Source organism: Escherichia sp. WS568 (assembly GCF_046486085.1).
Taxonomy (GTDB): domain Bacteria; phylum Pseudomonadota; class Gammaproteobacteria; order Enterobacterales; family Enterobacteriaceae; genus Escherichia; species Escherichia coli.
Genome location: NZ_JBJQMC010000019.1, coordinates 90612 through 104334, shown reverse-complemented (window position 1 = coordinate 104334; position 13723 = coordinate 90612). Strand labels below are relative to the sequence as shown.

At 45.5% G+C, this 13723-nt stretch carries 21 protein-coding genes; all 21 read right to left on the bottom strand.

Annotation, left to right across the window (positions count from 1 at the left end; all coding sequences use genetic code 11):
- Positions 1-396 precede the first annotated feature (396 nt).
- The 21 genes from ACJHWR_RS19145 to ACJHWR_RS19045 all read right to left on the bottom strand — a co-directional run bounded on the left by ACJHWR_RS19145 (position 397) and on the right by ACJHWR_RS19045 (position 13613).
- Positions 397-1002, bottom strand: a complete 606-nt coding sequence (locus tag ACJHWR_RS19145) for a hypothetical protein (protein ID WP_000137793.1) — start codon at positions 1000-1002, stop codon at positions 397-399.
- Positions 1003-1217: 215 nt separating this feature from the next.
- Positions 1218-1499 carry a hypothetical protein gene (locus ACJHWR_RS19140; RefSeq protein WP_000703843.1) on the bottom strand — a complete coding sequence of 94 codons (282 nt, stop codon included), beginning with the start codon at positions 1497-1499 and terminating at the stop codon, positions 1218-1220.
- Positions 1500-1873: 374 nt separating this feature from the next.
- Positions 1874-2185 carry a hypothetical protein gene (locus tag ACJHWR_RS19135; RefSeq protein WP_001424621.1) on the bottom strand — a complete coding sequence of 104 codons (312 nt, stop codon included), beginning with the start codon at positions 2183-2185 and terminating at the stop codon, positions 1874-1876.
- A 222-nt stretch (positions 2186-2407) separates the two neighbouring features.
- A complete protein-coding gene (locus ACJHWR_RS19130; RefSeq protein ID WP_000814954.1) occupies positions 2408-2608 on the bottom strand; it encodes a hypothetical protein in 201 nt (66 codons plus the stop codon).
- Between the two features lie 39 nt (positions 2609-2647).
- The gene (locus ACJHWR_RS19125; RefSeq protein ID WP_000551490.1) at positions 2648-2872 is read right to left on the bottom strand and encodes a hypothetical protein; all 225 of its coding nucleotides are present in this window, start codon (positions 2870-2872) and stop codon (positions 2648-2650) included.
- 54 nt (positions 2873-2926) lie between these two features.
- On the bottom strand, positions 2927-3130 hold the full coding sequence (locus tag ACJHWR_RS19120) for a hypothetical protein (RefSeq protein ID WP_000781545.1): 204 nt from the start codon (positions 3128-3130) through the stop codon (positions 2927-2929).
- Positions 3131-3682: 552 nt separating this feature from the next.
- Positions 3683-4174 carry a DUF3085 domain-containing protein gene (locus tag ACJHWR_RS19115; protein WP_001424592.1) on the bottom strand — a complete coding sequence of 164 codons (492 nt, stop codon included), beginning with the start codon at positions 4172-4174 and terminating at the stop codon, positions 3683-3685.
- Between the two features lie 4 nt (positions 4175-4178).
- Complete coding sequence (locus ACJHWR_RS19110) at positions 4179-4490, bottom strand: DUF957 domain-containing protein (RefSeq protein ID WP_001165367.1); 312 nt, start codon at positions 4488-4490, stop codon at positions 4179-4181.
- Positions 4491-5005: 515 nt separating this feature from the next.
- On the bottom strand, positions 5006-5326 hold the full coding sequence (locus ACJHWR_RS19105; RefSeq protein ID WP_001133831.1) for a hypothetical protein: 321 nt from the start codon (positions 5324-5326) through the stop codon (positions 5006-5008).
- Positions 5327-5505: 179 nt separating this feature from the next.
- Positions 5506-5733: a hypothetical protein gene (locus tag ACJHWR_RS19100; protein WP_000276410.1), complete on the bottom strand. Its 228-nt coding sequence runs from the start codon at positions 5731-5733 to the stop codon at positions 5506-5508.
- Positions 5734-5960: 227 nt separating this feature from the next.
- A complete protein-coding gene (locus tag ACJHWR_RS19095; RefSeq protein WP_077248242.1) occupies positions 5961-6572 on the bottom strand; it encodes a DUF6012 family protein in 612 nt (203 codons plus the stop codon).
- A gap of 111 nt (positions 6573-6683) precedes the next feature.
- On the bottom strand, positions 6684-7217 hold the full coding sequence (locus tag ACJHWR_RS19090) for an HNH endonuclease (RefSeq protein WP_000241454.1): 534 nt from the start codon (positions 7215-7217) through the stop codon (positions 6684-6686).
- A 60-nt stretch (positions 7218-7277) separates the two neighbouring features.
- Complete coding sequence (locus ACJHWR_RS19085; protein ID WP_000159618.1) at positions 7278-7466, bottom strand: hypothetical protein; 189 nt, start codon at positions 7464-7466, stop codon at positions 7278-7280.
- Entirely contained in the window at positions 7463-7774 is a 312-nt protein-coding gene (locus ACJHWR_RS19080; RefSeq protein WP_000172889.1) for a hypothetical protein, read from the bottom strand. The genes ACJHWR_RS19085 and ACJHWR_RS19080 overlap by 4 nt, the downstream gene beginning before the upstream one ends.
- A 62-nt stretch (positions 7775-7836) precedes the next feature.
- Positions 7837-8076, bottom strand: a complete 240-nt coding sequence (locus tag ACJHWR_RS19075; protein WP_001180999.1) for a hypothetical protein — start codon at positions 8074-8076, stop codon at positions 7837-7839.
- 249 nt (positions 8077-8325) lie between these two features.
- Positions 8326-10710, bottom strand: coding sequence for a phosphoadenosine phosphosulfate reductase family protein (locus tag ACJHWR_RS19070; protein WP_000469466.1), 2385 nt, complete (start codon positions 10708-10710; stop codon positions 8326-8328).
- A gap of 172 nt (positions 10711-10882) precedes the next feature.
- Positions 10883-11332, bottom strand: a complete 450-nt coding sequence (locus ACJHWR_RS19065; protein ID WP_000182314.1) for a hypothetical protein — start codon at positions 11330-11332, stop codon at positions 10883-10885.
- Positions 11333-11383: 51 nt separating this feature from the next.
- The gene (locus ACJHWR_RS19060) at positions 11384-12175 is read right to left on the bottom strand and encodes a hypothetical protein (protein ID WP_000774870.1); all 792 of its coding nucleotides are present in this window, start codon (positions 12173-12175) and stop codon (positions 11384-11386) included.
- A gap of 226 nt (positions 12176-12401) precedes the next feature.
- The gene (locus ACJHWR_RS19055) at positions 12402-12659 is read right to left on the bottom strand and encodes a hypothetical protein (RefSeq protein ID WP_042634392.1); all 258 of its coding nucleotides are present in this window, start codon (positions 12657-12659) and stop codon (positions 12402-12404) included.
- Positions 12660-12724: 65 nt separating this feature from the next.
- A complete protein-coding gene (locus ACJHWR_RS19050) occupies positions 12725-13051 on the bottom strand; it encodes a hypothetical protein (protein WP_000556022.1) in 327 nt (108 codons plus the stop codon).
- Positions 13052-13466: 415 nt separating this feature from the next.
- Positions 13467-13613, bottom strand: coding sequence for a hypothetical protein (locus tag ACJHWR_RS19045; protein ID WP_001426334.1), 147 nt, complete (start codon positions 13611-13613; stop codon positions 13467-13469).
- Positions 13614-13723 lie beyond the last annotated feature (110 nt).

The following is a 13723-nucleotide window of genomic DNA, read 5'->3' as shown; positions in this document are numbered from 1 at the left end:
CAGTAGTGAAGTAGTGATTCACGACTTCAAGGCGCTTTTCAAAAGGGTATTTTGGCTTTGACATATCAGGGGCTATTCCATTTCATCGTCCAACAAAATGGGTGCAGTACAGGTTAATTGAAAAATTACTCGGGGCTTTCTGCTTTTACCACAGTCAAACAGTGTTACCGCTGGCTGGGGCAAAAGCCTCCAGCACCAGCGTCATTATATCACTCTGCCCTGATCAGCCAAACACCCTGCCTGCATAAATCATTGATTTATAATTTATTTGACATGAGTCACTTCCGGTTGTCGGAGACAGTCTTTTTACACTAAAGAAAAGGGTAACGGGCAGCTGCTTGGTCGGAACATACAGTGCAGTTCCTGCCCGTTTAATTTCCGGATGCAATGGTAGGATCAGGAGGCACTGGTTCCGTTGATTAGGGAAAGCTTATGTGCCTGAATACGGCTGTATTCGAGATGGGATGGAATATTACAGATGCGCTCCAGTCGATCATGCAGCCTCGTGTAGGTCAGTCGATGAATACCGGACATTTCATCAAGTAGCCAGCGCTTGATGTAAGGGTTACAGGAAAGCCGGGCAAGATCGTCGTCATCCACTTCGTCAAAGAACCAGTACTGCTCCATCGGGACTACCTGAAATATCCACGGCCGGGGATAGTCCCCTGTGACAACCAAAAACCATGCGAGAAAGCATAGACACAGCTCAACGATCATCAGCATCGAAAATTGCGAATAACTTAGACCAGGCACATAGGGTGAACTATCCGCAACATACCCCCTGAACAATTCCGCCACAAGGTAGCCCAATAGCGACAAGGCCAGCATCAGGGTCAGGATTAATCCCCCATTAAACGCTACCGAAGCCTTTTGAACCCGATCAGGTGCTGTCCGGCTGCGATAGTTGGTCACTACTCTTTCTACAAGTGCCCTTATGGCAGCCTGTTCTTTACTGACATCAGCTCCGGAAAAACCGGACGGGCTTTTATTTAATTCAGTCATACCCCACTCCTGTTATGTGCTCTACTGAACAAACACGTAGATCATACAGAGCTCACGGACGCACTCCTGCCAGATAAAGGAGGGAATTTGGCTGTAAGACGGTTAGCCAACAGTTCAGGTTATGCGTGGGATCCGGCCAGTCAGAAAGGATTCCGTTATTAACAGGCAAGGTTAAAGGCAGATGGACGTTGAAATTGTGGATGCTAAAAGGGGTATTACTCTTTTTCCTGCATAGCGGCTTTTTCAGCCCGGGTGGCCAGGCGAGCATTTCCGAAAGGTTCACGGACAAGCAGGGGCTTCTCCTTCTTCCAGCCCCTGATAGCCGTTTCTCCAAAACGACGTGGTGCATTGCCGTTCCAGCGAGCAATCACATGATTATCATGAATTTCTATAATGACAACGGGGTGGACAATGACCGTTGTAATGGTGGTATTTCCCATTTTGGTACGGGTTACAGACCAAACCTGCATCCCGGATTCCAGCTGGCTGATTTTCATATTATATCCTTAAGCCAACACGAACTGCGCCACAAAAATTAATGTGGCGCAATTTACCATAAACAATAAACATCAGATACCCGTGAAGAGATTTCCCTTTATTTTAAAATTCTTCTGGAGAAAAAATGATATTTCCAGAAGAAGTCAGCGAAATTCAGAAACGGCCATCACAATGGTGCTGCGCTGACGCTGGCGTTCTGCCTTGCGCTGCCTGCGGCGATAGATCTATTTTGCGCTGACGTAAGGGCAGTCCTCACGGGTATACCAGCAGCAGCCGCAAGGTTCGGGCCGGGGTTTTCCGGCAAGTCCAAATGGTTTCATCAAGTCACCTTTTTAATATTTTTAATGGCAAGATACTTCCCTAACACATTGTTTTATCGCATATAACGCTGTTGCATAAACAGATACAGATAACCCTCAGGAGAAAACATGCAAAGGTTATCAGTGATAACCGCATCCAGATACCGAGTGTCAGTCTGTAAACGTTTTATCACCAGAAAATGTGCTGCCGCAGCCTTAATGCCAGAACTACCGTTTACAACATTATGTATACCCGCTTCGAATAACGAACGAGCATGAATTACCTTTTCCCGGGCCGCTTCGATCTCCGCATTAATAACGCATTGCCGCGCCTGGATGACTGCCTCTCCGGTTAAATCGCGGAAATTCATTAGAGATGTGATCATGATTAACTCTCCAGATTATGTGGAATCATTATAACAACTGGCATCCCGCCACAAATAACCTGAGAAAAATTCTTTGAAATATTCCTATATATAAGGAATTACAGTCGGAAAAGAAACGATGAAATAGCGCCGACCGCTTAAAATCGATAAATTAAAATGGACGGCACTGGAATGAAAAACTGAAAGTAGTAAGACCGTAATTATCCTTCACGGATGTAAGCTTTATAAGAGGAGTACTGGCAAAGCTTTGCCAAGTACTTCGGCGGTTGTGTCTACGATTTTACGGATGTCATCGATCTGCGAAGGCTTATTCAACACCACCGTAAAAAGCTCTCCTTCGTTATCAGCCTGCTCGCAGTTTCCGTATCGGCTCCCGTCGTACAGCTGCACAATACGTGACATAGAAGACTTTGTTTGTTTCATGGCTTTGCACCTGCTTTTAGGCAGTTTGGTTACTGGTTATCAGAAGCTGGTTTCATGCGCTTCCGGCTGGGACACGAACTGGTATTTGACGCCGCCAGGCACACCTACTGCTTCGGCAATAGAGTCGCAAAGCCGCGATAAATCATTTAGTGTCATCGGATATTCAATATCTACAGAATATAAAGCACCTGCATTTTCAGCATCTTCGATGTTTTTATACTGGGCACTAAATATAGCAATGGTCTGAATTTCGTGGTTATGCATGAACCGGTCCTTATTAAATTATAAAAGCCACCCGAGAGTGGCCTGAGTTGAAACTTAAATCTGTGAAGTATTTTTGAGAGATTTTTTGCGATCCAGATGCCGGGCAACAATGGTTCCGATAACAAGTAGCATGATGACCGCACTGAAGAAGGTGCTGTCAGGGACGCCCTGGAAAAAATCACTGAAACTGTAAACAATAAAAATCAATGCGCAAAAATAGAAAACGATACGAACATAAGGGGTAAAAAACATTTTCATCGGTTGCCTTCCATTCAGGGAGAATTCTCAGTAATTACATCACACCTGAAGAGAAACTATTTTCGTATAAATGAGCATTTTCGACATATCAGAGGGGGGGTTTACTCATAAATGAGGTAGTAAGGGTCACACTTGAGGTGAAAGTTACTTTCCTGGCTGCGAACGAACTATCTCAAATGTTAGAGGTGTGCGTTCGCCTTGAGAGCCTCATGCCCTGAGGAGCTCAACTTGAGCCGATAGTATAAACCTGGCTCCAGATGGCTTGCTGGCTGGCATAACTCCACGAGGCCGAGCCGGAACAGGACCGGAGAGCTCCTGCACGTCACATCATCAGGATTCCCCATAAACGTACGCCGTTCTCTGGCCCGTCTGAAATTGCCAGAGATATCATAGACCGTGCCGGATGCCATCCGTCGTAACACGTAAATCTGTGCCATTGTAAGCTTCTGGGCGGAACTGCTTAAACCTGACATACCTTCCCCTCCTTATATAAAACAATCCGCCAGCAGCTCGACTGGCGGACAATGTTTGACTGGCAACAGCAAGGACATACTATTTAGTGACAAGTTTGATCTTGGTTTCACTCATTCGAAGTCGAAACTCCTGAAAACCCTGCTCTACCGCTAACTCCAGCCACTCAACGGGAATGGTATAGCTACAATCAGACCCACCCAAAGCGGCATCACAAGCGTAATCCCAGTCCTCATCCAGTTTTGGATTCATCCCCTGGGCGTAAGCCACAGTATCGCGGGATGCGGGAGAGCCCTCAAGCTCAGCATTAGTGATCAGGTATACACCATGACTGTGCGCGAGAAGCACTTTTGGCACCAGATGTGTGCTGGCAATTTTTGAGGATGAGGGAAAGAAAACCCTACCAGCTTTACGCGCCTCTTCTTCAGTCTGTCCCTCAGCGTTAAGGAGGGCTCCCCCCGGATAGCATGCCGGGTCATAGATCTGATCTGCGGTGACCGAAAACGTTTTTGCGGTGCGAATTTCTTCGATCAGTTTATTAATATCCGCCATTTCAAATACGAGAGTGGTCACAGGCTTACTCTCCCTCTTCAGTGGACAACATCAGATACTTTGTTGCCAGCAGAAGCTCTCCCACATCCTTGAGGGACAATTCAGCTTTGCCTTCTACGGCAAGCTGCAAGCGCTGTCGAATTGCATGAACAGAATCTGAAGATAAAGATGCCATTTTGCGCAAAACGGCATTAGCCTTTTCTACAGCAGGATACAGAATTTCTGAGTTGGTATTATCTTCGTCATTATCAAAGATAATTTCAGAATCCATATTGATGTTATCTTCAAGCCAGCTTGAAAGCACTTCAAGTAATGACATCACCTTTTCAATTTGCATATCGCCTCCTCTGTTAATGTGAAACAAATATAACAAAGTGGCTTACCCGGCTAATAACCTGAGCAGAAAGTTTTCGCACTTTGTTTGAAAACAACTTTTCTGCTCAGGTTAATGTTAAAGTCGCTGTGTAAAAGATAAAGGGCACTAAAGATGATTTAAGCATCAAACAGACTAAATCGGATTCCGTCTTTTATATCGCTTTTAAAATAGAATGAATGAAATATAAATTTAGCGTTTATGATTGAACGCTGTAGAGGTTGATTTATCCAGTGATATTCAGTTTGGGGCCTTAAAAAGGTTTTATTTTGGATTCGAATTACAAAGGGAGCACCGACATTTTTCTGGGGGCTCCCGCAGAGAAAAAGCGGTGAGGCTATGAAGACGAAGAGGAGGTATTCGACGAAATACTGTATGGCCACAGGAGAGCTTCAGCACCCATATCCTGCCGTCTCGCTCGCCTGTAATGATTTCAACATGTACAACGTCATACCACGTAGTTGTATTTCTCACTTTGTTTATGCTTCCTGACACCGTGTGAACGCAATCTTCGTCTGGATGCGTTCATAGATGGAAAACTGCCTTTCAATGGAACCGGCATTAGACAGTAATTCATGAAGCTCAGCAGAGTCTGTATCGGGAACGATAGCTACAGAAACTCCATATCTCCGTCCAATTTTGATTAGGTGCGCAAGCTGTTCTTTTTCGGATTCTGTGAGCATTGCCAGATCTCTTCCGGACACCTGCTCTATAAACGAACCAAGGTTTTTGGGAAAAAAGGGTTCGGCATCAGAGTTATGTGCTGGGCGCGTCTGCGGCTTATCGAAGCTATTGGGCATGAATAGAACCTATACAGTTAGAGAACTGGAGAATGGATAAAGACTCTATGAAAATCAGTTGTGCTACACTCGAATGCTAATCAAGCTTTATGATGGCTTTAGTAGGGATGGCCGTCAACTTAAACCGATAAGAAGGGAGCCATTTATCGTTAAAGTAACTTTCCCGGATGATGCTCTTTTTACGAAATAAGTTTCTCACACTCCTGTATAAGAGTCGCCCTGGAACGAGATCGACTGGCTTTGCTTAATGAAGAGCGTAGTTGATGTTCATCAACCCCATCAGCGATAAACTGACCGATTTTTGTTTCAAGCCGCTGCATTGCCTCGTAAAGCTTGGCATCCGCATTATTTTTAAGAAACCTCAGTATATAATCAGCAATAATTTGGACGGGAGTGAACTTATACATTATGTATCCTTAAGACGTTGTGTTAAATGATTCAAAAAAATTTATAACCAGACGTAAATTATTATACATAAGTAAGCACTTTAGCTAACAAGCTGGAGGAGTGAATTTCGGTTAGCAACTATATTTTAGAAGCTGATTGCTGAATAGACAAAGCCCGGCTTACCGGGCATTCATTTAATTAGATGCTAGAAATCTGACCCGTCGTCTGACTTTTATTCCAGGCAGAGTTAGGAACTAATAATGATGGCCTGGTCAGTTTGAGGAAGCCGGTTTCCTCTGATAAATGCAGGGTGGTTTAAACGAGAAGAAGAAATGGTCATCGCCAGAAATGTCTCTTCACGCGAACGCAGAAATTCCCCCCATGAATAGGTTTCCCATACGTCGTGAGAAAGGTCGGATTCCTTTATGTACCGGGATTGCATTGTTGGCTCAAAATCGACAGGGGCTAAACTGTCATAGGATGGATGAACACGGTACCCCAATCCCTCCTCCGTCTGATGGTATGCATGTGCCAAAAGGACATCGTGGGAGACCAGGTCATAGTCGTTGTCCTGAACGAGCGTTTTTACGGTATGACTAATTTCCCCAAAGCCGTCTATTTCCCAGAGCGTTATCATTGTGAACTCAGCTAAAGTTCGTGGGCTCTTTACCAGAAAGCCATTTAATGCTCGTCGCCCCTTCAGCATGCCAACGTGGTAGGTCTTGTTGGGATAGGGTTTCATTGCCACCAGCGAATCAGCTTTAAGCTCAAGTGACAATTCAGGGACAGACACGGACATGAGAGTACACTTGTTTTTCATATGGTGAAGAATACGTGGCACAAGATGCAGATACATCATTTTCTCCTTTTATGGATATAACTGGCAGATCCTCAGCAGCATCAAAATAGTTAATAGACTTTTTTAATTGGTTAACCACTGTTGATTGACTTGTTTTATGTCTCTGAGAAATTATTCGTTTTGTTTCTGTTCGTTATACTGCTCAAACCAGAAGACGACCGGTTTTACTACAATATGAAGCAAACCAAAACGTTCTGCGGTACGGAAATTCACGCTATATGCGCGAGCCCGTTCAACCTGTTTGGTAATTTCATTTCTCATTCCTTCAACACTAAAAGCTCCTTTAAAAAGGTTGCAGGGAGCGCATGATGGAAATAAGTTTTCTATTGCATGCAGTTCAGGGTGCATAACCTTACCCGTACTTCGGGCAACATGAGTTACGCCGCTGCCGACCGGGGCTCTCACCAGTTCAAAGTCGCGTCGAACAGGCTCAACATGATCGGCATGCCACCCTTTTTCAGGAAGCTTGCAACCACAATAGGCACAACGCCCCCCAAATTTCATTCGCAGCTCAGCTCGCTGTATTTTAGAGATCTTATTTTTAGGTTTTGAGAACCTACCATCAGGTGATTCCGCTTTGGATAACTTTGCTGAGGGCTCAGGTAACTCAACTAAATTCCCGTTGATATTTATCACCTTGACCATATCATTTTCCGCCTTTACTAATCTCACGGGCACAGGAGCTGGCTTAAGTAACCGCTGAAGTTAACAGCCACTGACTGCCTCTACCCAGACCTTCTGTTTATACTCAATAGGCCACCCCTCTTTATCTGCCCGGATGACGCAATCATTTACCGTGGTGCGTGACCGGATACGAACATCAAGCGGAAGCGAATCGTTATCCACACGAGCCTGTGCCTCATTTAAAATGCGTAAAAACATCTCTTTGGTCATTCAGATACCCCCTCAACTTTGCGAATTTTGATCAGATGAGGGCGATTCAGTTTACAAAGTTGTTCTGTCGCTTCATCAATCGAATTGAACCGATGAGCCTCTTCGATATTTAAAGTCCAGTATTTCGCTTTCCCTTCTCCCAGATCGGACTCAAAATAATTTCGCTTTACATCCATTTTTTTAGGCCTGCCATTTATCTTGACGACATTATGTCTGTCATCAAAAAGAAATTCGTCCCCCTCAAAAGTGATTAATACAAATGGCCCCTCAGGCTTGGAAGTCCGGGGACTTCCCATTTTCAAAGTCATACTTCAGCCTCTCGATAGAACTCATGAAACCTCAAATTAAAATGGACTCACACCACACTGATTCAGTATTCCTCCTGAACCCCATTAGGCTCTGTTGTGATTTCATATTTAATACCGCCAGGTGCTCCCACAGCGTCCGCGACCGACTCACACAGCAGCGAGAGATCGTTGAGGGTCATTGGGTGTTCAATGTCCAGCGTGAAGAGTTTCCCGGCTTGCTTGGCGGCTGTCTTGTCAGCATGTTCAGCATTAAAAAGGTATACGGTGTGTTTTTCCTGAGCGGGGGTATTTTGATTTTGCATTGATGATCCTTTTGTTTAGTTCCCCGATTCCGGGGGTGAGTGAATTAATTTAAATTTATATTTGTCTGGTTTAATTAGAACGTTTCCAGGCTATGCGTAAACAGGTAATGCAAAGGCTGTATCAACAGGATTAAAGTTACTTTTCTGGATGCAGCAACGCTTGGACATGATGTCCACATTACATCACGATCAAAGCTAAGTTTTTTTTGTATAACCCCTTCATTTTCGTGTGTTTCGCGTTTCAGACGCTTATACGACCTGCCTGACCATCCTCATCAGAAGGCGGTTTAACAGTCCTTTCGCTGTCGGGCGATTGCTATCGACATAGTAAAAACCTGTTTTGGTCGTACCGTGAGCACTGCTCAGCACCCTCAGTTCCCAGATAACGTCACGGATAACGCCGCCATTTTCTGGCTTAAGGCATTCAGATAAATGGCGCATGAAACGAGCTCTTACGGCACGGTAATAGCGGAACTCCTCTGGCTGGTTAGTATTTTCTTTCACCCGGAGTCGCTGGTTACACAGAGTTAGAACTGCATCCATCATTCCCGCCTTCAGCTTCGCCTGGATCGCACCTTGTTGCTGTTCCCTCTCACCTTCGAGTAACGTTAAGATTCTTTCTCCGAGTGCCGTCTTGTTGTGTACGTGCAACTGTACACAGGCAGCTACGCATGCCCAGAATCTGAACTTTTTTATCTGTCCACGCAATTTCCGGGCTACAACCTGACGGTATGCAGTATCGCTGAGTATTTTAAAACGCCGACTGGCAACCAGCTCTGGAAGCGACACTCTTTCGCCTATCCCCAGGCGGGAAAAGGTTTGTCCCCGTTGTGCGAGACGATGATAGACAGCGCCCTTCCCTTTTGAAATTCGGACCGCGCCATAACGAAGAAGATACTGAGCAGCAGTCGTTGGAGTAAACTCACCGTCAGCGATGCTCTGGCGTAACCCGTCGTATTCATGCCAGATAATCCAGGACGCCGTATCTTCTTCAACAGTCAGCTCATCCTCTTCCTCGAATGCCACGACGACAGAACTGCTCTCTCCGGTCTTTAGGCTACGTGAAGCCCTGGGGTCAGCCTGCCCGTCAAAATAGGTCATCAGCGGCAACGTATCAGTCAGTCCATCATAAGCTGTACCGAACCGGCCTCCGGGCAGTTTCATCCAGAGTGGAGCTGGCATTGGTGTACGGGCCACAGGCAGCATGTCAGGCTCATCCTCAAGAAGGTCCAGATCGGCCTCTTCCCAGACTCTGCGATAGATCTCAATTGCCCGAAACGGGCGAGGGTTGAAACAGTGCAACGACCAGAGGAAATCAACGTGGATCACGTTTGCTTCATGTACAAGCCGAAATTGTGGCTCAGCCATACGACGGTTATAAGCCGTATCGTCCACCTCGCCGGAAAGTAGCTTTCTGCGATGCTTTGCCGCACGTCTGGCTTCAACATAATCAAGGCTGCAACAGACATGAAAAAGACGTTCAGTCAGGGACGAAGAAAAGATATTGGGTTGAAGACGCACATACCCGCCTTCGAACACTTTACGACCGATATAATCCCGCAGGCTCCAGTCGTACTGGATCTTAGAAAGAAATCGCTGAAGACGACTTAGGCCTGCCTGATAACCATATTTCTCAGGGTCAGTGCGAAGGAGCGTTTCCATTGAATGGTCAACCCCTACGGCTGTGCAAAGCGAGCACCCATATCTAGCCCCACAAGCTGAGGTTCGCGTGGGTTTCTCCGGCGACCAGATACACTCTCCGGTGGCGTCTTTATAAAGCGTTGCCAGGCTGAAGTTATCCGGCATAAAGCTTGGTAAAGGGAAGCGGGATTCGGAACCACAGGCCATTAGAAAAGACCAGATGTCCTGAGTGCGCCACTCCTTTACTGGATAGAGTTCACCACCGTGCTCAGTCAGGGTTACTTTCCTCGCCTGCCCTCCCATTTTGAGGATATTTCCGGCCCTTCGGGCACTTTCATCATCCCTGGAGCCCAGCATCAGGCATACCCTGCTTCGTACGGATGCCGGGGCGTTTTTTAGATAACGAGCTTTGGCCTTGCGCAGGGGGGCGATTTTGTAGTCGGTTGAGCACTGACGGGTTGAAGAATTAGTCCAGGTCGGAAGTCCACGTCCAGTCAGAATGCGGCCTACCCAGCTCTGCGTAAGAGACGGTTGGGCGACAAGGACTGTGACCGGTAGCTGGTGTTCAGCAATGAACATTCTAAGCTGGTTGAGAACCTGTGAAGCCTGATAGTGCATCTCAGGGTTTTCGATCAGCGTATCGGACATCTGAATGAAATGATGTTCGCTGATATTTGTGCCGTTACGTACTGCCCTGATCAATGCCATCAGAAATAGGTGAAGAAGAGAATGGGAGTCTTTACCGCCACTGTATCCCACGCACATCGTCCATCCGTCCGTAATAGCCTGATAAATAGCAGATGTGGCTGACGTGACCAGAGAAGAAAGACTCACAGTCTCCTTTTCATCGGTATAGTTCAGATCGGCATCGGTTGTCAGGGTCTCCCAAACATCAGCCCATTTATCATGTTTCAAAATGGCAGCATTAGCCGCCTCAGGAAAAATAACTTCTGAGGGTAATTCAAGGAATGAGTCACTTTTTTCAATAAACATATATTTTCCTGAACCACGGCATATGCTGCATCACTGATATTTTTATTAGAACTTTAAAATAACTACAGCGCAACCATTTAGCGAAATTATATTAAATCAAAATCACGCAAATTTAATTCTTAAATAGATTTAAAATAAAAACCCATTGTAATTTAATCTCCCAGCACAGCTATTAGATATAGGTTGGTGGTGTAATAAAAGCCGTGACATTTGTTTTCAACTCAGACAGCGGAATTGAAGGAGTGTTAAGAGTCATGTCATCACCACAATGGCGTGGTAGAGCAGAAAGCTGAAATGAATCTTTCATCACCCTAATAACCGGGCATTCCGTACGTGCTGATGGCATTACTTCCCGCAGCATCGCTTCCTGCCTTGTGCTATCGCTATGCTTATATTCATCCTGGTCTGTTATTTCTTGAATTTCATCTTCACCACAAAATGACCAGTTAGCGTCATAGAAGTAAAACTCAGTTAACTGAAGATCGTTTTTTTTCACGTATGTCGCCAATTTGCGGATACGCTGTTCAAGCATTGTATCTATCCGTAAGGAAACACTTTGCGGAACATCACTTGCAAAGTCATTGATGCAAACAACGGTAGATACTATGAATTTATTGGTCATGGCAGGCTCCAGGCCACCGGGGGAACCGGTGGCTACGGTTATCAGGCAGGCTTATGCGCCGCAAAGGGTGTCAAGGGAAGGAAGAAGCTTGCTCAGCTTGTCGTAATCGAGCGGAGACAGTTCTGTAACGAGTTCGACCGAAAGACTGGTGTTGTCTTCTTCACTCAGAATATAGATTCCGTCTTCTGGCTCTTTTCCGGCACATGCCTTCAGTCGTCTGTTAACGACCTCCTGGGCTGAATCCGCTACGTCGCAGCTCAGGACATAGCTTGCCACATAGCTGCTCTCACCGTGGTAATGCGTCACTTTACACAGAGCATACTGGATACCGGCTTTGTGAGCCTCATTCATGAGACGAGAAAACTGACAGCCATCCTGGTAATAGTGGGTATCCTTTGTGACCAGAATAGTCATACCCCCAAATTCATCTGTCCGGCTTTTACTGCATGTAAATGCAGCAGTAATTGTTACCATTTCCGGGAGGTCGAATACCGACAGCACGGCAGTTGTGAGGCAAATTGCATGGTCAAGATCAATAGTCTCTCCATGAAAAACTGACAGCCCACTGCTGTTAACTTCTGTTGCGAACGACAGTTCATAATTACAGTCTGGGCAGGATGGTTGCCCAAAGCTCGGCTCTGAAGGGTCATACTCAGGGTGGTTCTCAATAATACTGAGAATCAGCTTCTCAGTCAGAGAACAATCTGCCAGTGGCTTATCAAGCAAACGCTCACCTTCTGCAATTTCTGCTTCGGTAACGAATGTGATTGCTTCTTGTGCCATTTTAGCCTGCTCCTGAGTGCAGGGAATAATAAACGACGCCAGAGTATAATTATCTGCCACAGTTGACTCCTTGATTATTTAATTAATGTATTTGATGAGAAGATCATAACAAACACACTACTACCAACTAATAACCTGAAGTCGTTTTTTTAGAAAAAATATTAAGAAGAATATGAACACCACCTCATCTTAAATTAATATTGTTCAGGATTAATATTCATTTTTGCAAATAAAAACCGCCAGACGGCGGCTTTTATAAAGAGGGAAATATCATTGGAAGCTGAAATTACTTCACGGCAGGCCGACAAATTACGCGACTGCTGTGAGCTGAAGCGAAACTTGTAGAGGAAACTATAATCACCTTTTCTAAGTCGTCGGCACTGTCGGCAATATGATGCCGAAAAGCCTCCTCTGCATCACCAGGGGAATCGGCTTCGACCGGGTAGGCCTGATCATCATCATCAAACATAATGCGCCCGGAAATGAGATAAAGTCGGCTCAAATCTGGCGTCGCTGCGCTCGTGCTTCGTTCGTTCAGATTCATTTTTTCTCCGTCTGTTGCTCGTAAAAAGAATGACGCCGGTTTAAAAGGCGTCGCCAGGGTTCAGGCTAAAACGCAGGGTTGCCATCGAGGAAGCTCATTGGCTGGCCAATAGCGGATGCCACCCTGAGAATTTCACCTGGTGTGGCATAGCGCAGCATTTCTGAGCGTCCAAATTTCTGATACTCATCTACTGACATCTTTCTCCACTCGGGGTGAGGATCTTTTCCGCACAGTGACCAGTTGCTTTCAGAGGAATCACGACGGAGAACGTACACATCAAGCGAGGCTGTAAGCCCGCTTCCATATCCCCGCTGCGCTACAATACGAACCTGAGAACCATCGTCGCGTTGCAACGTCTGGGTTAATTTCGTGATAGGATCCTGAGAATGCATGCCATTTACCTCGTTTTTAAAAGAATTACCGTAAGTAAATGATACCGAATCGAGAATTCTGGCTAATAGGTCAGAAGAAAAAATATTGCATATTTTTGAAGTGTAGGATAATGATTAGAATAAAATGGCCTGAATAAATCGTTAGCTTTAACTCTGCTTATTTCAGAAAAACTCTGAATTAGTAGTGATGGAAAACGACGCGGTGAAAAGTAACTTTTACACCGCAATTCAGAAAAAAGTTTCAGTTAGTCACATTACGAATAACCCGGCTTACTTTCGCATGTGCGTTCCCCTGCATGTTAAAGTAAAGCCCTCCGGGCAGACTCGTCGCCCACTTAACGCCTCGCTCAGCCATACGCTTCGGTGTTTCCAGCCAACCACGAGGAATATTGCCCGGAACGTTACCGATAACCCGTCAAATGCATGCTGCTACCCGGATGCCGCCGGGAATATCGCATTTGGATTCAACAATATGCATGACCTCAGATAAAGCACCATGCCGCTGGACATGATCGCCAATGTGCAACTCGATAGGAGAAGCCATTTCTGAATCTGACTTCATATCTGTCCACCTTTAATTTAGAAACCGTCTAAATTACCAAATTAGTTAATCCAACAACATCTGTATCACAACCATCAATTTGTTTTTGTTGGGTCTATATCGTAGAAACA